We start from the raw sequence: 22,413 nt of genomic DNA, 5'->3' as shown, positions 1-22,413 counted from the left end.
CATGGTCCAGGTGGCGGACTCCGGCGCCGACACCAAGACCTTCGAGTACTACAGCAATTCACCCACCAACACCATCGGCTATGTCCTCGGCGACACCGTCGCGGAGGGCTTCTGGACTCCAACGGTCAAGGGCTTCGAAGGTACCGAGGGCACGGTCACCCACACCGCCAACGGCAGCTTCGAGCTGCGCCGGCCGAGCCTCACCATCGTGAAGTCCGTGAGCGTGATCTCCGATCCCCTGGGCAGCGTGAAGCCCCGCGCCGTGAGCGGCAGCGTGAGCCAGTACAGCGTGGTGGTGAGCAACGGCGGCAAGGGCCGTGCCAACGGCGTCTCCATCAGCGACGCCACCCCCACCAACACCACCTACATCATCGGCAGCCCGAGCTTCACGGACGGCACCACCAGCAGCGGCCTCTCGGCGCCGACCTACACGTTCTTCTCGAACGCCGCCTGTACAACCAGCTACTCGCCCACCGGCGGTGCCGGCACGCTGGATGCGAACGTGAAGTGCATCAAGGCCACCTTCACCGCCGGCACCTTCATGAACGGCAAGACCGGCGCGAGCAGCCCTTTCTTCACCCTCACCTTCCGGGTGCAACTGAACTGAGCACCCCGCTCCAGGCATAAAAAAACCGCGGCTAGGCCGCGGCTTTTTTATGAACCCAAAGCTTTTCTTAGGCGGCCTTCTCGATGTGCTTGACGGCCCGGTCGAGGCGCGTGAGCGTGGTCTCGCGGCCCAAGAGTTCCAGCGTAGCGTCGATGGGCGGCGAGATGCCGCCGCCGGACACCGCCACCCGCAGGGGCTGGGCCAGCTTGCCGAGCTTCAGGCCCAGGCCCTCGGCGGTCTGGTTGAGCGCATCGTGCAGTGCCGGGGCTGCCCACTCCGGCAGCGCCACCAGCTTCTCCCGCAGGGTCATAAGTCCCGGCAGCACGTCCGGCGTGAGGTTCTTGGCGGCGGCCTGGGGATCGTATTCCTTCACGTCCTCGAAGAAGAAGCGGCTGCCCTCGGCCATCTCCTTGAAGGTCTTGGCCCGCTCCTGCTGCGCCTTCACCAGGCCCTCGAGCGAAGGACCCTTGGACACGTCCACGCCGATGCGCTCGAGATGCCACTTGAGCTCGTCCGCGAGGCGCTTCAGGTCGCCGGTCTTGATGTAGTGCTGGTTGAGCCACAAGAGCTTCTGGGGGTTGATGGCGGAAGCGGAGGTGTTCACGTCCTTGATGTCGAAGAGCTTCACCATCTCCTCGCGGCTGAACACCTCCTGGTCGCCGTGGGACCAGCCCAGCCGCACCAGGTAGTTCAGCACCGCCTCGGGGAGGTAGCCGTCTTCCCGGTACTGCATCACGCTCACGGCGCCGTGGCGCTTGGAGAGCTTGGTGCCGTCCGGCCCCAGGATCATGGGCAGGTGCGCGTACTGGGGCGGGGTGAACCCCAGCGCCTTCAGGATGTTCATCTGGCGCGGGGTGTTGTTGAGGTGATCGTCGCCGCGGATCACGTGGGTGATGCGCATGTCCATGTCGTCCACCACCACGCAGAAGTTGTAGGTGGGGTTGCCGTCGGAGCGCACGATGATGAGGTCGTCCAGCTCGTGGTTGTCGAACACCACGCGGCCCTTGACCGCGTCTTCCACCACCGTCTGCCCTTCCTGGGGGTTCTTGAAGCGGATGACAGGCGTCACGCCCGGCTTGGGCTCCCTGCGGTCGCGGCAGCGGCCGTCATAGCGGGGCTTCTCCTTGCGCGCCATCTGCTCGGCCCGCATGGCATCCAGCTCTTCCTTGCTGCAGTAGCAGTGATAAGCCGTGCCCGCCGCCAGCATCTGCTGGGCCACTTCTCGGTAGCGGTCGAAGCGCTGGGTCTGGTAGAACGGGCCCTCGTCCTGCTTGAGGTCCAGCCAGGCCATGCCGTCCAGGATCGCCTGCACCGCGGCGTCCGTGGAGCGCTCCCGGTCCGTGTCCTCCACCCGCAGGATGAACGTGCCGCCGTGGTGGCGGGAGTACAGCCAGCAGAACAGCGCGGTGCGTGCGCCGCCGATATGCAGGTAGCCGGTGGGACTGGGGGCGAAACGGGTACGGACGGTCATGGAAGCTCGCGCAGGGCCAAAGGCGGCGATTTTAGCAGAGCCGACCCGGGCATTTCACTTAATCCTCTTCCGGGCCGCGCTATGTCAAGCAAGTGCAGATGTCACGAACGCCTGGAACACCGCGAGCCAGTTGCTAGAATCCCTGCCAGGGGTCAATTTCGAGGCTGACTGCAATGCTCACAGATCCAGGGATCGTCAAGCACGCGATGAAGACCGAGGAGAAGGCCATCATCCACACCCTCAACGTGGGGGGCGAGGACGTGACGGTCTCGAAGTTCTACGGCACCACCGTGGACTTCAACGCCCATAGCGTGAAGATCCGCACCAGCAAGAAGATGCAGCTCGGCAGCAACGTGGAAGTGCTGCTGAACCTGGAGGGCCACCGCAAGGCCTACCACCTCTCGGGCGTGATCACCGGCATCGAGGAGTCCCGCGCCGAGCCGGGCTACCTCATCCACATCAACCTGAACCCCAAGAAAGAGGGCGACACGCCCCTCTGGAAGAAGTTGTTTCATTAGTCAGCGCGGGCGGGGTTTCCTGCCCGTGCGGCTCGGTACGGCGGCGGTCGGGTCCTCCGGCCACTGGTGCCTGGGATAGCGTCCCTTCATCTCCTTCTTCACCTCCGGCCAGGTGCGCTGCCAGAAGCCCTTGAGGTCCTGGGTCACCTGAACCGGCCGCTGCGCCGGCGAGAGCAGGTGCAGCATCACCGGCACCTTGTCGCGGGCGAGCCGCGGCGTGTCCGCCTGGCCGAACATCTCCTGCAGCTTCACCCTGAGCACCGGCGTATCCCCCTCCGTGTAGTCCACCCGGATGCTGGAGCCGCTCGGCACCGTGACGTGGGTCGGCGCCTGTTCCTCCAGCTCGCGCCGCTGCTTGTGGTCCATGAGCCCGCGCAGGGCCTCGTCCAGGGGCAGGCGCTCCAGGTGGGATAGACGGCTCATGCCCTGCAGCCAGGGCGCGAGCCAGGCATCCAGGGACGCGAGCAGCGCCGCGTCGCCCGCGTCGGGCCATTCCGGTCCCAGGGTGCGGCGCAGGAACGCGAGCCGCGCCTGCAGGTTGCGCAGGGCCGGCGTCCAGGGCAGCACGCCGAGTCCGCGCTCCCGCACCGCCTGCAGCAGCGCCTGGGTCACCGCTTCAGGCGAGATGGCGGTGGCCGGCGCATCTTCCAGCACCAGCGCACCCAGGCGCTTCTGCCGCCGCGCGAGCACCGCGCCGCCGGCCTCGTCCCAGCTCACGGACTCCTTCTCCTCGATGAGCCCCGCGAAATGCCGCTCGATGTCGTGCTTGCCGAGGCTCGCCGCCATGAAGATGCGAGCCTCCCGTGCCACGCCGTCGAGCTGCGCCACCGCGAGCCAGGCGGACTTGCCGAGGGCGTCGCCCTCCTGCAGCGCCGCACCGCGCCCGTTGGCAAGCAGGTAACGCGGCGCCTCGCCGGAGCGGCGCTGGGCGAGCCGGTCGGGATAGGCGAAACCGAGCAATACGCCCGCCTCCCCTTCTTCCCGGTCGCGCGCGGCGACGCCGGCGCTGCGTCTCAAGTCCGCCGCCACGGCGCGCATCAGGCGCGTGCGCCTCTGGGCCTCCACGCCGTTGGAGCGCATGAGCTCCAGGCGCGCATGCACGTCCGCCGGATTGAAGCCGCCGGGCGAGCGCAGGGGATCCTTCTCGCTCAGGATCGCGGCGAGCTCGCAGGCCAGCGCGCCCCACCCCAAGGCCTTGCCTCGCAACACCATGTGGGCGAGGCGCGGATGCAGCGGGAGGCCGCGCATCTCGCCGCCGTGCGGCGTGATGCGCCCGGCCGCATCCAGCGCACCCAGTTCCTGCAGGAGTTCCCGCGCCTGGGCATAGGCCGCGGCAGGCGGCGGATCCAGCCAGCGCAGCGCGCCAGGATCGGCGGCGCCCCAGCGCGCGAGCTCCAGCGCCAGGTCCGAGAGGTCCGCCGCCATGATCTCGGGCGTGCTGGCGGGCGCGAGGGTCTCGGATTCCTTCCATAGGCGATGGCACACGCCGGCCTGCAGGCGGCCGGCGCGGCCGCGCCGCTGGTCAGCGGAAGCACGGGACACCCGCACGGTCTCGAGGCGCGACATGCCGCTCACCGGATCGAAACGCGGCACGCGCATCTCGCCGGTATCCACGACCACCCGGATGCCCTCTATGGTCAGGCTGGTCTCGGCGATGGACGTGGCGAGCACCACCTTGCGCTTGCCGGGCGGCGGCGGCTCGATGGCCCGGTCCTGGGCGGCGTTGTCCAGGTCGCCGTAGAGCGGCGCCACCAGCACCTCAGGCGGCAGCCGTTCCTCCAGGCGCTGCTGCAGCTTGCGGATCTCGCCGGTACCCGGCAGGAACACCAGCAGGTTGCCGCTCTCTTCCTGCAGCGCGCGCTCCACCGCGAACTGCACCTGTGGCAGTTCCGGCTCACGTTCGCGCAACGGACGGTAGTGCGTGGTCACCTCGAAGGCGCGGCCCTCGCTGGTGAGGATGGGCGCATCGCCCAGGAGCTTCGCCACCGGCGCCGCATCCAAGGTCGCGGACATCACGATGAGCTTGAGGTCGGGCCTGAGGGCCGAACGGGACTCGAGGCAGAGCGCGAGCGCCAAGTCCGCCTGCAGGCTGCGCTCGTGGAACTCATCGAAGATGACGGCGGCATAGCCTTCGAGTGCGGGGTCTTCCTGCAGGAGGCGCGTGAGTACGCCCTCCGTCACCACTTCGATGCGGGTGTTGGGGCCGACGCGGGTGTCCATGCGCACCCGGTAACCGACGGTGGCGCCGAGGCCGTCGCCCCGCTCCTCCGCCATGTAGCGGGCCGCGGCGCGGGCCGCGAGACGGCGCGGCTCCAGCATCACGAGCTTGCGGCCCCTGGCCCAAGGCTCGTCCAGCAGTGCCGGCGGCACGCGCGTGGTCTTGCCGGCGCCGGGCGGCGCCTGGATCACGAGGGCGGTATGGGATCCGAGCTGCCGCCGGATCTCCGGCAGCAGCGCGTCGATGGGCAGGGAGGCCAGGGGCTTACCGATAATTCCAGCTGAGAGTGAGCATCGTCCTGTTTCCGTCGGCGGCATGCTCCACCGCGGCCTTCAGGTCGAAGCCGGTGAAGTCGAAGCCTATCCCCAGGCGCTCGCCGAAGGGCCGGCCGCCGAAGCTGGTATTGCGCTCGGTGAAGATGCCGCCCTCCACCTCGATGAGGTCGGTGGAATGGTTGCGGAAGCCGTAGCTCACGCGCCAATAGTTGTCGGCGGCGCCGCCCAGGCTGGAGTCCAGCGCGTCCCGCATGAAGCTGAGGTCTATATAGAAGGAGGTGGTGCTGCTGTAGGCCTGGTGCGCGCCCACGCCGATGCCCTGCAGGGTGTGGCCGCCGCCCAGGGTGTCGAAGTCCAGCTTGTGCCACTGGCCGAACACGTACACGCCGCCTTCCATGTCATAGGCGAAGCGCAGACCGGTGCCGCCGGAGCTGTCAGCGAAGAAATCGGAATGCTCGTGCAGGCGCTCCACCTGCAGGACGTTGTAGTCGAACACGTCGTTATTGGTGGCATCGGCGGCGGCATTGGCAAGGCCGGGGACCATCAGGCAGGCGGCCAGCAGGCCCAGGGTACGCAGGTTCATCGCTTCTGCTCCTTCAGTTCTTTTCCAGCAACTCCAGCCGTGCCGCGAGCCAGCGGGTGGTGGTGGCCTGCAGCAGCAGCGTGGCAAGGATCGCCACGAACGTGACCGCCGCGATCGTGCCGGCCTCGGGCGCACCCATAGCCAGCAGCATACCGGCAAGCGCGCCCGGAATCACCCCGGTCTCGCGGGTCCAGCACATGAACAGGAGCTCCTTCAGGCTCCAGCGGGCGCGCCGGTCCGGCGCGGCGCACAGGAACACCACCAGCGGCCTGGCGACGAACATGAACACAGCCACCACGGCGAGGCTGCCGCCGAGGTGCGCGCCCACCGCCCGGAAGTCCACATGCATGCCCAGCAGGATGAAGATCAGCATCCGCATCACCAGGGACGTTATGCCAATGTACTCATGCAGGCGGCGCGTGTCGCGCTCGTCCAGCCCGAACCCGAACCGCTCGCGGTTACCCACGATGATCCCGGCGGTGAACACCGCCATGAAGCCGCTGGCTTGCAGGTTCTCGGCGCCCAGATAGGCACCGGCAACGGCCATGAGAGTGACCAGAGGGGCATAGTCGCGCAGGAACCCGTAGCGCGCATGCCCCATCAGCAATGCCGCCGCGAAACCCAGGCCGACGCCGGCCGCGATACCGAGGCCCGCCTGGCGCACCAGATCGAAGAGCGCACCCTGCAAAGAGAAACTGTCCGTGCCGCTCACCATGGCGAGCAGGGTGAAGGTCAGGATCGCGCCCACCGCGTCGTTGAACGCCGATTCGCTCACTACCATCTGCGCCAGGCGCTCGCGCACCCGCACCTGCTTGAACACCGGTACCAGGGTGGCCGGGTCGGTGGAGGCGATCACGGCGCCCAGCAGCAACGCCACCAGCGGGGCGAGGCCGAGCAGCCAGTGGGCCGCCGCGGCCGTGACGGCGGCGGTGACCAGCACGCCGAGGGTGGCGAGCAGGGTCAACCCAAGCCAGATGCGCGACAGCACGGCAAGCCGCACCTCGGCGCCGCCCTCGAACAGGATATAGGAGGCGCCGAAGATAAGGATGGCCTGGTTGAGGACCGATCCGGCCGGCAAGTCCGCGATGCCGAGCGCCTGCGGACCCAACAGCACTCCCGCCAACAGGTACAGCACTACATCCGGAATCCGCAGGCGCTGCGCCAGGTAGCCGGAGACGCTGCCGGCCGCCAGCAGCAAGGTCACGAACTTGAGCAAGGGCGCGGCGGCCGATAACGATTCCTGGGCGGGCATGGCCATCAAGGCTCCTCCTGCGGCCAAAGCGCGGGCGCGCCGCTGGCCTTGGCGATCTCCTGCAGCTTGGCGGCGTGGGCGGCGCGCTCTGCCTCGCTCGCAGCCGGCACCATGAGGATGAGGCCGGCCCTGTCCAGCTTGCGCACCTTGATGGCACCCGCGCCCGCGGCACCCGCTGCCTCCGCATCCAGCACCAGCGCCGCCTGGCCGCCGGTCATGGCGAGGTAGACCTCCGCCAGGAGCTGGGCGTCCAGCAGCGCGCCGTGATACTCACGGCCGGAGTTATCCACGCTGTAGCGCTTGCACAGGGCATCCAGGCTGTTCTTCTGGCCCGGGTGCTGGCGGCGCGCCAGCTCGAGGGTGTCGAGCACGCCGCACACGCCGTGGATGTCCTGCACCGCGTGCTGCATCCTCTTGAGCTCATGGTTGAGGAAGCCCACGTCGAAGGCCGCGTTGTGGATCACGAGCTCGGCGCCGCGGATGAACTCCAGGAACTCCCCCGCCACCTCAGCGAAGCGGCGCTTGTCCTTGAGGAAACGGTTGTCGATGCCATGCACCTCGAGCGCGCCGGGATCCACCTCGCGCTCGGGGTTGATGTAGGTATGGAAGGAATTGCGCGTGACGCGGCGGTCGAGGATCTCGATGCAGCCGATCTCGATGATGCGGTGGCCTTGCCCCGGTTCGAGGCCGGTGGTCTCGGTGTCGAGCACGATCTGGCGCATGTCAGGGCGCCCCGATGCTGAGCAGCTTGTCTATGGCGAGGTTCGCGAGGCGGTCCACCCGGTCGTTGCCGTCGTGGCCCGAATGGCCCTTCACCCAGTGCCAGCGCACGCTGTGGCGCGCGTTGGCCTCGTCCAGCGCCAGCCACAGGTCCTGGTTCTTGACCGGCTTCTTGTCGGCGGTCTTCCAGCCGCGCCGCTTCCAGGCGGGCAACCAGGTATTGAGGCCGTCCAGCACGTATTTCGAGTCGGTATAGATGTCCACGCTGCTGCCGGCAGGCGCCTCCCGCAGCGCCATGATGGCGGCGGTGAGTTCCATGCGGTTGTTCGTGGTCGCGGACTCGGCGCCGGACAGCTCGCGCTCACTCCCCGCTTCGCGGATCAGCACCCCCCAGCCGCCGGGCCCGGGGTTGCCGCGGCAGGCCCCGTCCGTGTAAATCTCCATCCCGCTCATGACATGCTCCGGATCGTCGGTTTCGCCACCCCACTGAAGGCGGGCTGCGGCCGCGCACGCTTCATGCGCAGCGGTGTCATGCCGAACACGCGCTTGCGCGCCACAACCATATAACCCCCCGCGCTCAGGCGCCAGCCCAGACGGTCCAGGAACGCGCTGCGCAGCAGCATGCCGGGCGCGCGCCACGGCGGGCGGAACAGGGTCTGCCTCACGCTGATCACCTCGAAGCCGAGCACCCTGAGCCAGATCTTGAGGCGCCAGACGCTCAGGAAACGCCCGTTCCAGGGCGGGCGTGCGCCGAAGTAGCGCAGCAGGCCCCAAGGGCCGAAAGGGTGGAAGCCCAGGACCACCACATGGCCCTCCCCGTGCAGCACCCTCTCCGCCTCGCGCAGCACCTTCTCCGGTTCCGCCACCCGTTCGAGGGTGTGGGGCAGGAGCACCGTGTCCACGGAATCCGACGCCAGCGGCAGATAGGAAGGATCGCCGGAAACGCCGGCACCCGCCTCTCCGCACTCGCCCACGATCAGCCGGGTGCGGATGGGGCTGGACTCCAGCAGAGTGCCGGGCGGTCCCCAGCAGCCGGACTGCACCAGATAGAAGCCGAACTGGGTGGGCAAGGTGCAGCCCAGGGCGGCGCGCTCCTGCTTCAGCAGGTAGGCGCCGGTCTTGGTCTGCCACCAGGCCTTGAGATCCGTGTCCATCGCTGTGCCGGGCTGATTGCTGCGCGACAGTAACATAATTCGCGGGCTGGTTGGCCGCACCTCCGCTAGGATGTCCGCATGGACAAACTCACCCTAAGCGCGCTCCCCGCCTTCCGCGATAATTACATATGGCTGCTTGTGGATGCCGCGGGCAACGCCGCGGCGGTGGATCCGGGCGATGCCGCTCCGGTGAACGCCGCAGTGGATGCACGGAATCTTAAACTTTGTGCCGTGCTGGTGACGCATCACCATGCCGACCACATGGGTGGCGCCGCGGAACTCGCAGTTCGGCATCGTTGCCCGGTGTTCGGCCCTGCCCGCGAGGCGCAGGATGCGGTGACCGTCGCCCTGGGCGAAGGCGTGCTGGTGGAACTGCCGGGACTCCAGGCCCGCTTCCGGGTACTGGACATACCGGGCCACACTGCGGGACATATCGCCTTCGAAGGCTGCGGTATAATCTTCTGCGGTGATACCCTGTTCAGCGCGGGGTGTGGCCGGCTCTTCGAGGGCACACCCGAGGAGATGCACGGCTCGCTCACGAAGCTCGCGGCACTGTCACCCGACACGCGGATCTGTTGCGGACACGAATACACCCTTGCCAACCTGCGATTCGCGGCAACGGTGGAGCCTGACAACCGGGCGATACGACGTTACACCGCCGAGTGCGAGGCGAAACGCGCGCGGGGTGAAGCCACTCTCCCCTCGACGCTCGCCATTGAACGGCAAGTGAACCCATTCTTGCGTTGCACTGAACCGGCGGTGATGGAAGCGGCCTCGCGACAGGCCGGAAGAGTTTTGACGGATCCGGTGGACGTGTTCGCCGCGATCCGCAGTTGGAAGGATGGATTCCAGTAGCCTTGCTGCCGAGACCGGAGACCCGATGAAACGCCTCGCCTTGTCCTGTGCCCTGCTCTCGCTCGCGGCTTGCGCCGCTGCTCCGCGCCAGGACGCCACCGCTCCGGCTCCCGCCACCAGCATGGCGCCCGCCGCCGCGACCACCTACGGCCTCGGCACCGACAGTGCGACGCCGATCCCGGACCTCGCCGACGGCACCGACACCGGTCCCGACGTGCAGTGGAGCGATGTGACGCTCACGCCCGCGGAGGAGCCGAAGTACGACGACCTGTGGGACTACCTGGCCCGGCATTTCACGCTGCAGGGCTCAGGGATCGTCAGCGATGCGCGGGTGCAAGGCGAGCTCACCTGGTTCGCCGCCCATGGCGAGTACCTGAACCGCGTGGCCGGCCGCGCCCGCCCCTACCTGCACTACATCGTGCAGCAGGTGGAGGCGCACAAGATGCCGCTCGACATCGCGCTCCTGCCTGTGGTGGAGAGCGCCTTCGATCCCTTCGCCTATTCCTATGGCCGCGCCTCCGGCCTGTGGCAGTTCGTGCCGGCCACCGGCAACATCTACGAGCTTAAGCAGGACTGGTGGTATGACGGCCGCCGTGACGTGGCCGCCTCGACCCAGGCCGCGCTCGACTACCTGCAGGCCCTGCACAACGAGTTCGACGGCGACTGGCTGCTCGCGCTCGCCGCCTACAACTCGGGCCCCGGTACGGTGGAGCGCGCCATCGCGCTCAACAAGCGCCGCGGCAAGCCCACCGATTTCTGGAACCTGGAATTGCCGGCGGAGACCCGCGCCTACGTGCCGCGCCTCATGGCCATCTGCAAGCTGGTGGCGGACCCCAAGCACATGGGCGTGGACCTCGCTGCCATCCCGAACCAGCCGTACCTGACGCAGGTGGACGCGGGCGGCCAGATCGACCTTGCCACCGCTGCCAAGCTCGCCGGCATCACCACCGAGCAGATGTACCTGCTCAATCCCGGCTACAGCCGCTGGGCCACGGACCCGGCGGGCCCCTATCTCCTGTTCGTGCCGCTGGACTCCAAGGAGACCTTCCAGGAAGGCCTCGCCGCGCTGCCGCCCCATGACCGCATCCAGTGGGCCACCCATAAGGTGGGCAAGGGCGACACCATCGGCGGCGTCGCCGCCAAGGCCCACACCACGGTGGCGGTGTTGAAGGAGCTGAACGGCCTGCGCAGCAACCTGCTGCACGTCAACCAGACCCTGCTGGTGCCGGTGTCGCGCCAGACGCTGGCCGCCGCCAGCGTGCAGGCGCAGCAGCAGCGCATCGCCGGCATCACAGACCTGCACCTGCCGGGCGGACGCATCCTGCACAAGGTGAAGGACGGCGAGTCCCTGTGGGTCATCGCCCAGCACTACCATGTGACCGTCAACGACATCCGCCAGTGGAACAAGATCTCCACCCGGCACGTCCTGCACAAGGGCGACCGGCTGGTGATCTACGGGGGCCGTCGGGTCAACTCCGGCAGCTGACGCTGCTTTATACTGTCGCCTTCCGACATACGGGGAACAGCCATGGGTTTTCTCGCAGGTAAACGCGCGCTCATCGTCGGCCTGGCCAGCGACCGCTCCATCGCATACGGCATCGCCGAGGCCTTCAAGCGCGAGGGCGCGGAGCTGGCCTTCACCTACCAGGGCGAGCGCCTCAAGGAGCGGGTCATCGAGATGGCCCGGGAATTCGGCTCCGACATCGTGTTCCCCATGGACGTAGCGAGCGACGCCGAGATCGACTCCGCCTTCGCCGGCCTCAAGCAGCGTTGGGACCACCTGGACATCCTGGTCCACTCGGTGGGCTTCGCACCCCGCGACCAGCTGGAGGGCAACTACGCCGACGTGGTGAACCGCGAGGGCTTCCGCGTCGCCCACGACATCAGCTCCTACAGCCTGGCGGCGCTGGCCAAGGCGGCGCGCCCGCTGATGCAGGGCCGCAACGGCTCGATCCTCACCCTGAGCTATCTCGGCGCGGTGCGCGCCCTGCCGAGCTACAACGTGATGGGCCTCGCCAAGGCCAGCCTGGAAGCGAACGTACGCTTCCTCGCCTACGCCCTGGGGCCGGAGGGCACCCGCGTCAACGCCGTCTCCGCCGGGCCGATCAAGACCCTGGCGGCCGCCGGCATCTCCGGCTTCCGCGACATCCTCAAGCATGCCGAGAGCCAGACCCCGCTACGCCGGAACGTGACCACGGAGGATGTGGGCAACGCCGCCGCCTTCCTCTGCTCGGACCTCGCGTCCGGCATCACCGGCGAGATCCTGTACGTGGACGCGGGCTACAGCCACGTGGCCATGAACATCACCAAATAGTTCCGGCGACGTGCAAAGAAAAGGCCCGCCATTGGCGGGCCTTTTTTGCTTCTCGAAGGAAAGCCTTTTACTGGTCCGACTGGTCGATGTTCTTGGTGTTGACCTTGATGTCGGCCTTCTTCTTCAGGTAGGCGAGGTAGGCGCCGAACTCGGCATCGCCGTCCTGCCGCGAGAGGCTACGCATGGCGGCCAGGCGCTGCTGCTCGGTCATGCTGGCGGTGTCACCCGGCTTCACCGCGCTCACCACCACCACCGCCTCGTTGCCGCCATCGAGCTGCGCGCTGGCGTAGCTCTTGGCGCCGGGAGCCGGCTGCGGCGCGCCGAATGCGGCGGAGAGTATCTCCGGCGCGACGCCCTGCTGGTTGCGGCTGACGAAACCCGGGCTCACCTGGGTGACGCCGGCACCGGCGGCCTTGGCCGCGGCGGCGGGATCGGTGCCCTTCTTCAGGCTGTCCAGCAGCGAGGCGGCGAGCTTGGCGGTCTCGTCGGTGGCATGCTGCTGCTTCACGAGGCCTGCGATCTTGTCCTTCACCTGCGCCAGCGGTATGGCCTCGCTCGGCACGTGACCCTTCACCCGCACCACCACCGCGTGGTTGGGCCCGAGCGGGATGGGCTCGCTGTTGCCGCCCTGGGTCAGCACCTGCTCGCTGAACGCGGCCTTGCGCACGTCGGCGTTGGCGCCGATGCCCTCGCCGCCATCGCGGGTGACGTCGCCCGTCACCTGCACCGGCAGGCCGAGCTGCTTGCTCACCGCGTCCAGGGACTCGGGATGTTCGTAGGCGAGGTTCGCGAGCTGGTCGCCCATTGCGAAATACTTGTCGTCGACCTGCTTCTTCTGGTAGTCCGCCAGAAGCTGCGGTTTGACCTCGGCGAAGGACTTCACCTGCGCCGCCTCGATGCCCTCGAGCTGGATGAGGTGGTAGCCGAACTGCGTCTTCACCGGGCCGGCGATGTCATTGACCTTGGCGATGCCGAACAGCGCGTCCTCGAAGGGCTTCACCATCACGCCGCGCGAGACCTTGCCGAGGTCGCCGCCCTGGCCCTTGGAACCCGGGTCATCGGAGTACTGGCGGGCGAGCTTGGCGAAGTCGGCGCCTGCCTTGAGCTGCTTCAGGATATCCTCGGCCTTGGCCTTGGCGGCCGCGTCGGCCTTGGGATCGCCGTCCTTCACCGCGATCAGGATGTGGCGCGCGTCGCGGGTCTCGTCCTGGCGGTACTTGTCCATCTGCTGCTGGTAGAGCGCCTGCAGCTCGGCGTCGGAGGGCTGCACCTGCTTGGCGAGCGCGGCCTCGTCGAGTTCCACGTAGGCGAGCGTGACCTTCTCCGGCGTCATGAACTCGGACTGGTGGGCCTTGTAATAGGCCTCGATCTCGGCATCGCTGGCCTGGGCCTTGGCGAGGAACGGCTTGCTGTTCACCAGGAGGTAGCTCAGCTCGCGCTGCTGGCCGCGCACGGCCATGGCGGCGGCGAGCTCGGCCGGGGTGGCGATGGCGCTGTCGGTGATGGAGCCCTGGAACTGGCCCACCACGATGCCCTGGCGGTCACGGCGCTCGAACTCCTCGGGCGTGAGGCCGGAGGCTGCCAGCGTGGAGCGGTACACCTGGGTGGAGAACTTCCCTTCCACCTGGAACTGGGACATCTTCTGGATGGCGTCCACCAGCTGGGCATCACCGACGGTGTAGTGGTCCTTGGCCACCTGCTGGTTGAGCAGGGTCTCGTTCACCAGGCTGTCCAGCACCTGCTGGCGCAACATCTTCTCGTCGATCATCTCCGGCCGGAAGGCCTCGCCGTAATACTGCTCGAGACGCGCGTACTGGCCCTGGTAGGCCCGCTGGTAGTCGCTGGGCGTGATCTCGTCGCCGTTCACCACGGCGGCGGAGTTGTCGGCCGAGGCCGTGAAATAGGAGTTGATACCCCAGAGGGCGAAGGGCACCACCAGGAGCCCCAGGATGAGGCCGGTGATCCATTTCGGGATGTTGTCGCGTAGTGCCTGGATGACCATGGAGACAGACCTCTAGTCGGGATTCCCATGTGTGAAGGGCGCCTTGCGGCGCCCTTCACTCGAGTTCAAATGGCGGAGCGGACGGGACTCGAACCCGCGACCCCCGGCGTGACAGGCCGGTATTCTAACCAGCTGAACTACCGCTCCGCAGCGGATGGTGGGTGCTGAGGGGCTCGAACCCACGACCCCCGCCTTGTAAGGGCGGTGCTCTACCAGCTGAGCTAAACACCCCTTGGCCGGTCAGAGAGCGCGCTAGTTTACGGCATCCTTCAGGGCTTTGCCAGCTTTGAAACCCGGAACCTTGCTGGCGGCGATGTGGATGGTCTGGCCGGTCTGGGGATTGCGACCGGTACGGGCAGCCCGCTGCTTCACGGTGAAGGTGCCGAAGCCCACGAGCACCACCTGCTCGCCCTTGACGAGCGCATTGGTGATGCCGCCGAGCACCGCCTGCACCGCGCGATCCGCGTCGGCCTGCGAGAGCTTGGTCGATTCCGCCACCGCGTGGATCAGTTCAGCCTTGTTCATGTTGATTTACCTTGTGGGTTGCCTGGATCTGGATGGGTATCCCCTGTCGGGGGCCTCTTGATACTTCCGTCCGGCCGCTTGGAGGCGGCTCGAGCTTCGTCTTCTGACCCCGCACTCCCTGAAAGCACGGGGGGTCGCGCATCAAGCTACCAAGCGCCGAAAAGGCATGTCAACCGGAAGCTCCGTGCAAACGGCCGTCCGCGGCGGCTCCGGACAGGTCCACCGCCTCACGCACAGGCGGCGGCAAGTGGTTGACGGGGCTGGATAAAGAGAGGCGCGCCGTCAGGCGCGCCTCTCGTCTTAAGTTAAAACGTGGCCGCACTTTATCAATGCGGACGCACGCCTTCCGGCTCGGCCTTGGGCGCGCCGTCGGCCACGGCGGCCTGCTCGGCCGGCTTGGGCTCCGGCATGTGCTGCAGGGCGATCTTGAGCACATCGTCGATCCAGCGCACGGGCTTGATGTCGAGTGCGCTCTTGATGTTCTTGGGGATCTCCGCCAGGTCCTTCTCGTTCTCCTGCGGGATGACGATGGTGGTGAGACCGCCGCGGTGTGCCGCCAGCAGCTTCTCCTTGAGGCCGCCGATCGGCAGCACCTCGCCGCGCAGGGTGATCTCGCCGGTCATGGCGACGTCAGCCCGCACCGGGATCTTGGTGAGCGCCGAGACCAGCGCGGTGCACATGCCGATGCCGGCGCTGGGTCCGTCCTTCGGCGTGGCGCCCTCGGGGACGTGGATGTGCACGTCGTACTTCTGGTGGAAGTCCGGCTCGATGCCGAGCAGGCTGGCGCGGCTGCGAACCACGGTCATGGCCGCCTGGATGGACTCCTGCATCACGCCGCCGAGTTGGCCGGTGTGGATGAGCTTGCCCTTGCCGGGCACCACCGTCGACTCGATGGTGAGCAGCTCGCCGCCCACCTCGGTCCAGGCGAGGCCGGTGACCTGGCCCACCTGGTCGTGCTCCTCGGCGCGGCCGTAGCGGAAGCGCTGCACACCCAGGTACTCGTCCAGGTTCTTGGGGTTGACCTCGACCTTGTCTGCCTGGGGCTTCAGCAGCAGGTTCTTGACCACCTTGCGGCAGATCTTGGAGATCTCGCGCTCCAGGTTGCGCACGCCGGCCTCGCGCGTGTAATGGCGCACGATGTCGGTGAGCGTGCCCTCGCCGATGGACAGCTCCTCCGGCTTGAGGCCGTTGTTGCGCATCTGCTTGGGCACCAGGTAGTTCCTGGCGATGCTGATCTTCTCGTCCTCGGTGTAGCCGGGGAGGCGGATCACCTCCATGCGGTCCAGCAGCGGAGCCGGGATGTTCATGGTGTTGGCGGTGGCGACGAACAGGACCTCGGAGAGGTCGAAATCCACCTCCAGGTAATGGTCGTTGAAGGTGGTGTTCTGCTCGGGGTCCAGCACCTCCAGCAGCGCCGACGAGGGGTCACCGCGGAAGTCCATGGACATCTTGTCGATCTCGTCCAGCAGGAACAGCGGGTTGCGGGTGCCGACCTTGGACATGTTCTGCAGGATCTTGCCGGGCATGGAGCCGATGTAGGTGCGGCGGTGGCCGCGGATCTCGGCCTCGTCCCGCACGCCGCCCAGCGACATGCGCACGAACTTGCGGTTAGTGGCGCGGGCGATGCTCTGGCCGAGCGAGGTCTTGCCCACGCCCGGGGGGCCCACCAGGCACAGGATCGGGCCCTTGAGTTTCTGCACGCGGTGCTGCACCGCGAGGTACTCGAGGATGCGCTCCTTGACCTTCTCCAGCCCGTAGTGGTCCTCGTCCAGCACCGCCTGGGCGCCGGCCAGGTCGTGGCGCACGCGGGTGCGGCGCTTCCACGGCACGTTCACCAGCCAGTCGATGTAGTTGCGCACCACGGTCGCTTCCGCGGACATGGGCGACATGAGCTTGAGCTTGTTGAGCTCGGAGGTGGCTTTCTCGCGCGCGTCCTTGCCCATGCCGGACTTCTGGATGCGGCGCTCCAGCTCCTCTAGCTCGTTGGGCGCATCCTCGAGCTCGCCGAGCTCCTTCTGGATCGCCTTCATCTGCTCGTTGAGGTAGTACTCGCGCTGGCTCTTCTCCATCTGCTGCTTGACGCGGGTGCGGATGCGCTTCTCGATCTGCAGCACGTCGATCTCGCCCTCGATCAGGGCCATGACGTGCTCCAGGCGCTCGCGCACGTCCTCGATCTCGAGGATCTTCTGCTTCTCGTCCAGCTTGAGCTGCATGTGAGCGGCGATGGTGTCCGCCAGGCGCCCGGGCGCGTCGATACCCGCCAGGGAGGTGAGGATCTCCGGCGGTATCTTCTTGTTGAGCTTCACGTACTGGTCGAACAGCGAGAGCGCGGAACGCATCAGCACGTCGGCCTCGCGCTCGTCGTACTGGCCCTGCTGGCGCAGCACCGTGACCATGGCGGAGAAGTACGGGCCGTCGTTGATCTGCAGGATCTTGGCGCGGTCGCCGCCCTCCACCAGGACCTTGACGGTGCCGTCCGGCAGCTTCAGAAGCTGCAGGATGGTGGACAGGGTGCCGACGTGGTTGAGATCCTTGTCGGACGGGTCATCCACCTCGGGACTCTTCTGCGACACCAGCAGGATCTGCTTGCCGGCCTGCATGCCGTGATCCAGCGCCTTGATGGACTTGTCGCGGCCCACGAACAGCGGGATGACCATGTGCGGGTACACCACCACGTCGCGCAGCGGCAGCACCGGCACCAGCATCGGCTGGCCTTCGAGCAGATCGGATTGACGGTTTTCGGCCACGGTATTTACCTGTCAGGAAATAGGGTTTGGTCAGGGCGCCGCAGGCGGGACGGGCGGGATCACCGGAGCGGGGCTCAAGCCCCGCTCCCGGTTCATTCGCGCGCCGAGGCGGCCAGTTGCTTCTTCTCGCGCTCGTACATGATGTACGGCTTGTTGTCGCCGTTGATGACCGACTCGTCGATCACCACCTTGGACACGTTGTCCATGGACGGCAGCTCATACATGGTATCGAGCAGGACAGATTCAAGGATCGTGCGCAGGCCGCGGGCGCCGGTCTTGCGCTCCATGGCCTTGCGGGAGGCGGAGCGCAGCGCGTCGTCGCGGAACTCGAGCTCGCAGCCTTCCATCTCGAACAGTTTCTGGTACTGCTTGGTGATCGCGTTCTTGGGCTCGGTGAGGATGCGCATGAGCGCGGTCTCGTCGAGCTCCTCCAGGGTCGCGACCACCGGCAGGCGTCCGACGAACTCCGGGATCAGGCCGAAGCGGATCAGGTCCTCCGGCTCGACCTCGTGCAGCACCTCGCCGACGTTGCGGATCTCGGACTTGCCCTTCACCTCGGCCATGAAGCCGATGCCGCTCTTCTCGGTGCGGTGCCGGATGATCTTCTCGAGACCGGCGAACGCGCCGCCGCAGATGAACAGGATGTTGCTGGTGTCCACCTGCAGGAACTCCTGCTGGGGGTGCTTGCGGCCGCCCTGCGGCGGCACCGAGGCGATGGTGCCCTCGATCAGCTTCAGCAAGGCCTGCTGCACGCCCTCGCCCGACACGTCGCGGGTGATGGAGGGGTTGTCGGACTTGCGCGAGATCTTGTCGATCTCGTCGATGTAGACGATGCCCGTCTGGGCCTTCTCCACGTCGTAGTCGCACTTCTGCAGCAGCTTCTGGATGATGTTCTCGACGTCCTCGCCGACGTAACCGGCCTCGGTAAGCGTGGTGGCGTCGGCGATGGTAAACGGCACGTTCAGCAGGCGCGCCAGGGTCTCGGCGAGCAGGGTCTTGCCCGAACCGGTGGGGCCGATGAGCAGGATGTTGCTCTTGGCCAGCTCCACGTCGTCCTTGTTGCGGGCGCTGCGGACGTCGAGGCGCTTGTAGTGGTTGTAGACCGCGACCGAGAGGATCTTCTTGGCGCGCTCCTGGCCGATCACGTACTGGTCCAGTACGGTCTTGATCTCCTGCGGGCGCGGCAGCTTGCTGCGCGAGGCCTGGGACTGCTCCTGCATCTCCTCGCGGATGATGTCGTTGCACAGTTCCACGCACTCGTCGCACACGTACACGGAGGGCCCGGCGATGAGCTTGCGCACCTCGTGCTGGCTCTTGCCGCAGAAGGAGCAGTAAAGCAGCTTGCCGTCTTCACCCTTGCCGCGGGTATCTTCCGCCATCTCGCCTCGCCTCCTTGGGGCCCCGCCTCCCGGCCGGGCCTCTACACACTATGGGGGGCCCGGGCCCCGCCTTCAATAGTCCTCAAGCCCCGCGCGGGCCAAGGCCCTCAGGCCGCCGGCAGGACCGCGCGGCGCTCCAGCACCTTGTCGATGAGGCCGTATTTCACCGCCTCCTCGCCGCTCATGAAACGGTCCCGGTCGGTGTCGCGCTGGATGGCCTCCAGGGTCTGGCCGGTGTGCTTCACGAAGATCTGGTTCAGCCGCTCGCGCAGGTACAGGATCTCCTTGGCCTGGATCTCGATGTCCGAGGCCTGGCCCTGGGCGCCGCCGTGGGGCTGGTGGATCATGACGCGCGAGTGCGGCAGCGAGTAGCGCTTGCCCTTGGCGCCCGCCGCCAGCAGCAGCGAGCCCATGCTGGCCGCCTGGCCCACGCAGATAGTGGAGATGTCCGGCTTCACGAACTGCATGGTGTCGTAGATCGACAGGCCCGCGGTCACCACGCCGCCCGGCGAGTTGATGTACACGCTGATGTCCTTGTCCGGGTTCTCGGATTCCAGGAACAGGAGCTGCGCCACCACCACGTTCGCCACGTAGTCGTCGATCGGCCCGACGATGAACACCACCCGCTCCTTCAGGAGGCGCGAGTAGATGTCGTAGGAACGCTCGCCGCGGGCGGTCTGCTCCACCACGATGGGGACGAGGTTCAGAGCCTTGGTTTCCGTATTCATGTTCGTTCAGTCACCTTCGCCGGGTCGCGGCGTCAATGGTCGTGATGGTCATGATCGTGGTCATGCTCGTGCAGGTTCATGAGGGCCTTGAAGGTGGTCGGCTTGTCGGTCACCGAGGCCTGGCCCAACAGCCAGTCCACCGCCTGCTCCTCCAGCACCAGGGTCTCGACCTGGCGCATGATGTCCTGGTTGGCGCGGAAGCTGCGCACCGCCTCGGCCGGCGTGCTGTACTCGCCGGCCATGCGCTGCAGGCGCTCGTCCACGCGCTTCGGGTCCACCGTGAGGCGCTGCTGGTTGATGACCTCGCCCACCAGAAGCCCTAAGCTCACGCGCTTGACGGCCTGCTCCTCGAACAGCTCGCGCGGCAGCTCGGAGGCCTTCTTGGCGTCGCGCACGCCGATGCGCACCAGCGCATCGTGGCGCAGCCGCTCGATCTCCTCGTCCACCAGCGACTTGGGCAGGTCGAGCTTGTTCGCCTTCAGCAGCGCTTCCAGCGCCTGGTCCTTGAGCTTGCGGCGGATGGTCTCATCCAGCTCGCGCTTCATGTTGTCGGCGACTTCCGAGCGCAGCTTCTCGATGCCGCCCTCGCTGATGCCGAAGGCCTTGCAGAACTCATCGTCCAGCGCCGGCAGCACCTGGCCTTCCACCTCATGGGCGGAGGCCTTGAACTGGGCCTGCTTACCGGCCAGCTCCTTGGCGTGATAGTCCGCCGGGAACTTCACGCCGAACTCGCGCGACTCGCCGGACTTGATGCCCTGCAGGCCCTGCTCGAAGTCCGGCAGCATGCGCTTCTCGCCCAGCACCACCGGCACGCGCTCGCCCTTGCCGCCCGGGAACGGCACGCCGTCCACCGAGCCCTCGAAATCGATCAGCACGCGGTCGCCGTCCTTCGCGGCGCGCTCCACGGCTTCCCAGGTGGCGCGCTGGTGGCGCAGGTTGTCCACCATGGCGTCGATGTCCTCCTTGGCCACCTCGGCCACAGGACGCTCGACCTTGATCCCTTCCACGCCCTTGAGCTTGATCTCGGGATAGACCTCGAACACCGCGGTGAACTTCAGGTCCTTGCCCGGGGCGGCATCGATGGAGTCGATGCGCGGGCCGCCGGCGGGATTCAGCTTCTGCTGCGCCAGGGCCTCGTTGAAGCTGGACTGCAGGAGATCGGTGACCACCTCGGAACGTATCTGCTCGCCGAAGCGCTGCTTCACCACCTTGAACGGCACCTTGCCGGGACGGAAACCGTCGACCTTGGCGCGCTTGCTCAGGGACTTGAGGCGATCCTCCGTCTCGCGCTCCACGCGCTCTGCGGGGACCTGCACCTTCATGCGGCGCTCCAGGCCGTCGGACTTTTCGAGTGAAACCTGCATTTGGACTCGTTCCTCTGTATGCGTTTAACGTTGCGCAGCCCCGGAAGGCTTACTGGTCTCTGGTGCGAAAGGAGAGACTCGAACTCTCACGGGTTACCCCACTGGAACCTAAATCCAGCGCGTCTACCAGTTCCGCCACTTTCGCGGTTTGAGTGGCCGTCACCGGCGGGCCGGCCCGCGGACGAGCCTGCCCGGACACTATTATACCGGCTAGGGGCGGGAACCCCGAATTTTGGGGTCAGACTCGGCAAAACCGGCTCTGGAAGGGGTCGGAGGACGCTTTTCACGCCAAAACGCATGTCTTCCATGACATATGGGCGGCGGGAAGCGGTACAAGGCTCCGGAAACGGGGGATTATCTGGCCCGGTCGTGCTCTTCGGCGGCGGTCAGGGTGTTGGCGAGCAGCATGGTGACGGTCATGGGCCCGACACCCCCGGGCACCGGCGTGATGAAAGCGGCCCGCTCCCGGGCTTTCTCGAACTCCACATCGCCCCGCACGCCGCCGTCCGGCATGCGGTTTATGCCCACGTCCACCACCGTGGCGCCGGGCTTCACCCACTCGCCCCGGATCAGCCCCGGCTTGCCCACCGCCACCACCAGGATGTCGGCCTCTCCCACGTAGCGCTCGGTATGGTCGGTGAAGCGGTGGCAGACCGTGACGGTGGCACCCACCAGCAAGAGCTCCAAGGCCATGGGCCGGCCCACGATGTTGGAAGCCCCCACCACCACCGCGTGGCGGCCGTAGAACTTCTCGCCGTAGTGCTCCAGGAGCTTGATGATGCCGAAAGGCGTGCAGGGCCGCAGCCGCGGGATGCGCTGGACCAGGCGGCCGATGTTGTAGGGATGGAAGCCGTCCACGTCCTTGTCGGGGCGGATGCGCTCGATCACGAGTTCGGTGTGGATGTGCCCCGGCAGGGGGAGCTGCACCAGGATGCCGTCGATGGCCGGGTCCGCGTTGAGCTCGTCGATGAGGCCCAGGAGCCTGGCCTCGGAGGTGTCCACCGGCAGGTCGTAGGCCTTGGAGACGAAGCCCGCCTGCTCACAGGCCTGACGCTTGTTGCGCACGTAGATCTGCGAAGCCGGGTCCGCCCCCACCAGCACCACCGCGAGGCCCGGCGCGCGCTGGCGCGCGGCCACCTGCCGGCCGATATCCCGGCGCAATCCTGCGGCGAAGGCTTTACCGTCTATGAGCTGGGCGGTCATATGCGCCGGATTGTCGCATGCGTGGCAGCGACCCACCATCGGCGGATGGCCTGGACATGCGCTAGGAGGAAAATAGCCGAATTTTGGTCGGGGCGACAGGATTCGAACCTGCGACCCCCTGCTCCCAAAGCAGGTGCTCTACCAGGCTGAGCTACGCCCCGGTCGCACAAGACGGAAGCAGTATAACAGCCTGCTTTCGGAGCCTACCCGTTTACGCCCTTCACGGTGCCATCCCTGGCGCCATGTCCTGCCCGCACCTCCTTGTGCGGGCGCTCGGTCTGTCGACCTTGCCCTGTCGCCCCGACCAACCCCCTGATTCCCCTCAAAAACGTGGCTAGCGCTTTCCCGGTCTGATAGAATCTGCGCCCCGGAGAGAGCCCAGATAGACGTCGAAGCGCCCGTAGCTCAACTGGATAGAGCACCGGCCTTCTAAGCCGGCGGTTGGGAGTTCGAGTCTCCCCGGGCGCGCCATTAAGCAAGGCGCCTGGGTCCGATCGC

19 protein-coding genes and 5 tRNA genes are annotated in these 22,413 nt (G+C 67.0%); 6 read left to right on the top strand and 18 right to left on the bottom strand.

Features of this window, described 5'->3' with window-relative positions; all coding sequences use genetic code 11:
• Positions 1-607, top strand: a 607-nt coding sequence (locus VF651_00295) for a hypothetical protein (protein ID HEX7964126.1), incomplete at its 5' end; no start/stop codon positions are given.
• A 67-nt stretch (positions 608-674) separates the two neighbouring features.
• On the opposite strand, the gene gltX is transcribed toward VF651_00295, so the two are convergent.
• The gene (gene gltX, locus VF651_00290; protein HEX7964125.1) at positions 675-2,078 is read right to left on the bottom strand and encodes a glutamate--tRNA ligase; all 1,404 of its coding nucleotides are present in this window, start codon (positions 2,076-2,078) and stop codon (positions 675-677) included.
• Positions 2,079-2,251: 173 nt separating this feature from the next.
• Between gltX and VF651_00285 the strand changes: the two genes are divergently transcribed.
• Positions 2,252-2,596 (top strand): hypothetical protein, encoded by a 345-nt coding sequence (locus VF651_00285; GenBank protein HEX7964124.1) that lies wholly within the window; start codon positions 2,252-2,254, stop codon positions 2,594-2,596.
• Here VF651_00285 and hrpB read toward each other — a convergent pair whose 3' ends face one another.
• Genes hrpB through VF651_00255 form a run of 6 tightly spaced genes read right to left on the bottom strand, consistent with a single transcriptional unit; the run spans position 2,597 to position 8,798 of the window.
• On the bottom strand, positions 2,597-5,131 hold the full coding sequence (hrpB, locus tag VF651_00280; protein HEX7964123.1) for an ATP-dependent helicase HrpB: 2,535 nt from the start codon (positions 5,129-5,131) through the stop codon (positions 2,597-2,599).
• Positions 5,079-5,672: a hypothetical protein gene (locus tag VF651_00275; GenBank protein HEX7964122.1), complete on the bottom strand. Its 594-nt coding sequence runs from the start codon at positions 5,670-5,672 to the stop codon at positions 5,079-5,081. Before VF651_00275 ends, hrpB begins: the two co-directional genes overlap by 53 nt.
• Before the next feature lie 13 nt (positions 5,673-5,685).
• Positions 5,686-6,930: a sodium:proton antiporter gene (locus tag VF651_00270; GenBank protein HEX7964121.1), complete on the bottom strand. Its 1,245-nt coding sequence runs from the start codon at positions 6,928-6,930 to the stop codon at positions 5,686-5,688.
• Positions 6,930-7,646, bottom strand: coding sequence for a DNA polymerase III subunit epsilon (gene dnaQ / locus VF651_00265; GenBank protein HEX7964120.1), 717 nt, complete (start codon positions 7,644-7,646; stop codon positions 6,930-6,932). The genes VF651_00270 and dnaQ overlap by 1 nt, the downstream gene beginning before the upstream one ends.
• Position 7,647: 1 nt before the next feature.
• Positions 7,648-8,097, bottom strand: coding sequence for a ribonuclease HI (gene rnhA / locus VF651_00260; protein ID HEX7964119.1), 450 nt, complete (start codon positions 8,095-8,097; stop codon positions 7,648-7,650).
• Complete coding sequence (locus VF651_00255; GenBank protein HEX7964118.1) at positions 8,094-8,798, bottom strand: methyltransferase domain-containing protein; 705 nt, start codon at positions 8,796-8,798, stop codon at positions 8,094-8,096. The genes rnhA and VF651_00255 overlap by 4 nt, the downstream gene beginning before the upstream one ends.
• A 78-nt stretch (positions 8,799-8,876) precedes the next feature.
• On the opposite strand from VF651_00255, the gene gloB reads away from it, so the two are divergent.
• The 3 genes from gloB to VF651_00240 are packed head-to-tail and all read left to right on the top strand — an operon-like array spanning position 8,877 to position 11,967.
• Positions 8,877-9,653 carry a hydroxyacylglutathione hydrolase gene (gene gloB, locus VF651_00250; GenBank protein ID HEX7964117.1) on the top strand — a complete coding sequence of 259 codons (777 nt, stop codon included), beginning with the start codon at positions 8,877-8,879 and terminating at the stop codon, positions 9,651-9,653.
• Between the two features lie 25 nt (positions 9,654-9,678).
• Positions 9,679-11,139, top strand: a complete 1,461-nt coding sequence (locus tag VF651_00245) for a transglycosylase SLT domain-containing protein (GenBank protein HEX7964116.1) — start codon at positions 9,679-9,681, stop codon at positions 11,137-11,139.
• A 42-nt stretch (positions 11,140-11,181) separates the two neighbouring features.
• Positions 11,182-11,967 carry an enoyl-ACP reductase gene (locus VF651_00240; GenBank protein ID HEX7964115.1) on the top strand — a complete coding sequence of 262 codons (786 nt, stop codon included), beginning with the start codon at positions 11,182-11,184 and terminating at the stop codon, positions 11,965-11,967.
• Positions 11,968-12,034: 67 nt separating this feature from the next.
• On the opposite strand, the gene VF651_00235 is transcribed toward VF651_00240, so the two are convergent.
• The 11 genes from VF651_00235 to VF651_00185 all read right to left on the bottom strand — a co-directional run bounded on the left by VF651_00235 (position 12,035) and on the right by VF651_00185 (position 22,076).
• Complete coding sequence (locus VF651_00235) at positions 12,035-13,969, bottom strand: SurA N-terminal domain-containing protein (GenBank protein HEX7964114.1); 1,935 nt, start codon at positions 13,967-13,969, stop codon at positions 12,035-12,037.
• A 70-nt stretch (positions 13,970-14,039) separates the two neighbouring features.
• A tRNA-Asp gene (locus VF651_00230) sits at positions 14,040-14,116 on the bottom strand.
• Between the two features lie 8 nt (positions 14,117-14,124).
• A tRNA-Val gene (locus VF651_00225) sits at positions 14,125-14,200 on the bottom strand.
• A gap of 21 nt (positions 14,201-14,221) precedes the next feature.
• The gene (locus VF651_00220) at positions 14,222-14,494 is read right to left on the bottom strand and encodes an HU family DNA-binding protein (GenBank protein ID HEX7964113.1); all 273 of its coding nucleotides are present in this window, start codon (positions 14,492-14,494) and stop codon (positions 14,222-14,224) included.
• Positions 14,495-14,820: 326 nt separating this feature from the next.
• Complete coding sequence (gene lon / locus VF651_00215; protein ID HEX7964112.1) at positions 14,821-17,199, bottom strand: endopeptidase La; 2,379 nt, start codon at positions 17,197-17,199, stop codon at positions 14,821-14,823.
• Positions 17,200-17,333: 134 nt separating this feature from the next.
• Positions 17,334-18,620 (bottom strand): ATP-dependent Clp protease ATP-binding subunit ClpX, encoded by a 1,287-nt coding sequence (gene clpX, locus VF651_00210; GenBank protein HEX7964111.1) that lies wholly within the window; start codon positions 18,618-18,620, stop codon positions 17,334-17,336.
• Between the two features lie 107 nt (positions 18,621-18,727).
• Complete coding sequence (gene clpP / locus VF651_00205) at positions 18,728-19,348, bottom strand: ATP-dependent Clp endopeptidase proteolytic subunit ClpP (GenBank protein ID HEX7964110.1); 621 nt, start codon at positions 19,346-19,348, stop codon at positions 18,728-18,730.
• A 32-nt stretch (positions 19,349-19,380) separates the two neighbouring features.
• On the bottom strand, positions 19,381-20,712 hold the full coding sequence (tig, locus tag VF651_00200) for a trigger factor (GenBank protein HEX7964109.1): 1,332 nt from the start codon (positions 20,710-20,712) through the stop codon (positions 19,381-19,383).
• A 60-nt stretch (positions 20,713-20,772) separates the two neighbouring features.
• Positions 20,773-20,857: transfer RNA gene (locus VF651_00195), tRNA-Leu, on the bottom strand.
• Between the two features lie 209 nt (positions 20,858-21,066).
• Positions 21,067-21,915 carry a bifunctional methylenetetrahydrofolate dehydrogenase/methenyltetrahydrofolate cyclohydrolase FolD gene (gene folD, locus VF651_00190; protein HEX7964108.1) on the bottom strand — a complete coding sequence of 283 codons (849 nt, stop codon included), beginning with the start codon at positions 21,913-21,915 and terminating at the stop codon, positions 21,067-21,069.
• Between the two features lie 84 nt (positions 21,916-21,999).
• Positions 22,000-22,076 (bottom strand) — tRNA-Pro (locus VF651_00185).
• Between the two features lie 233 nt (positions 22,077-22,309).
• Between VF651_00185 and VF651_00180 the strand changes: the two genes are divergently transcribed.
• Positions 22,310-22,386: transfer RNA gene (locus VF651_00180), tRNA-Arg, on the top strand.
• Positions 22,387-22,413 lie beyond the last annotated feature (27 nt).

This window comes from Gammaproteobacteria bacterium (assembly GCA_036383255.1).
Lineage (GTDB): Bacteria > Pseudomonadota > Gammaproteobacteria > Natronospirales > REEB76 > DASUBN01.
Note: the sequence above shows the minus strand (reverse complement) of the source record. Positions and strands in the feature narration are given on the sequence as shown.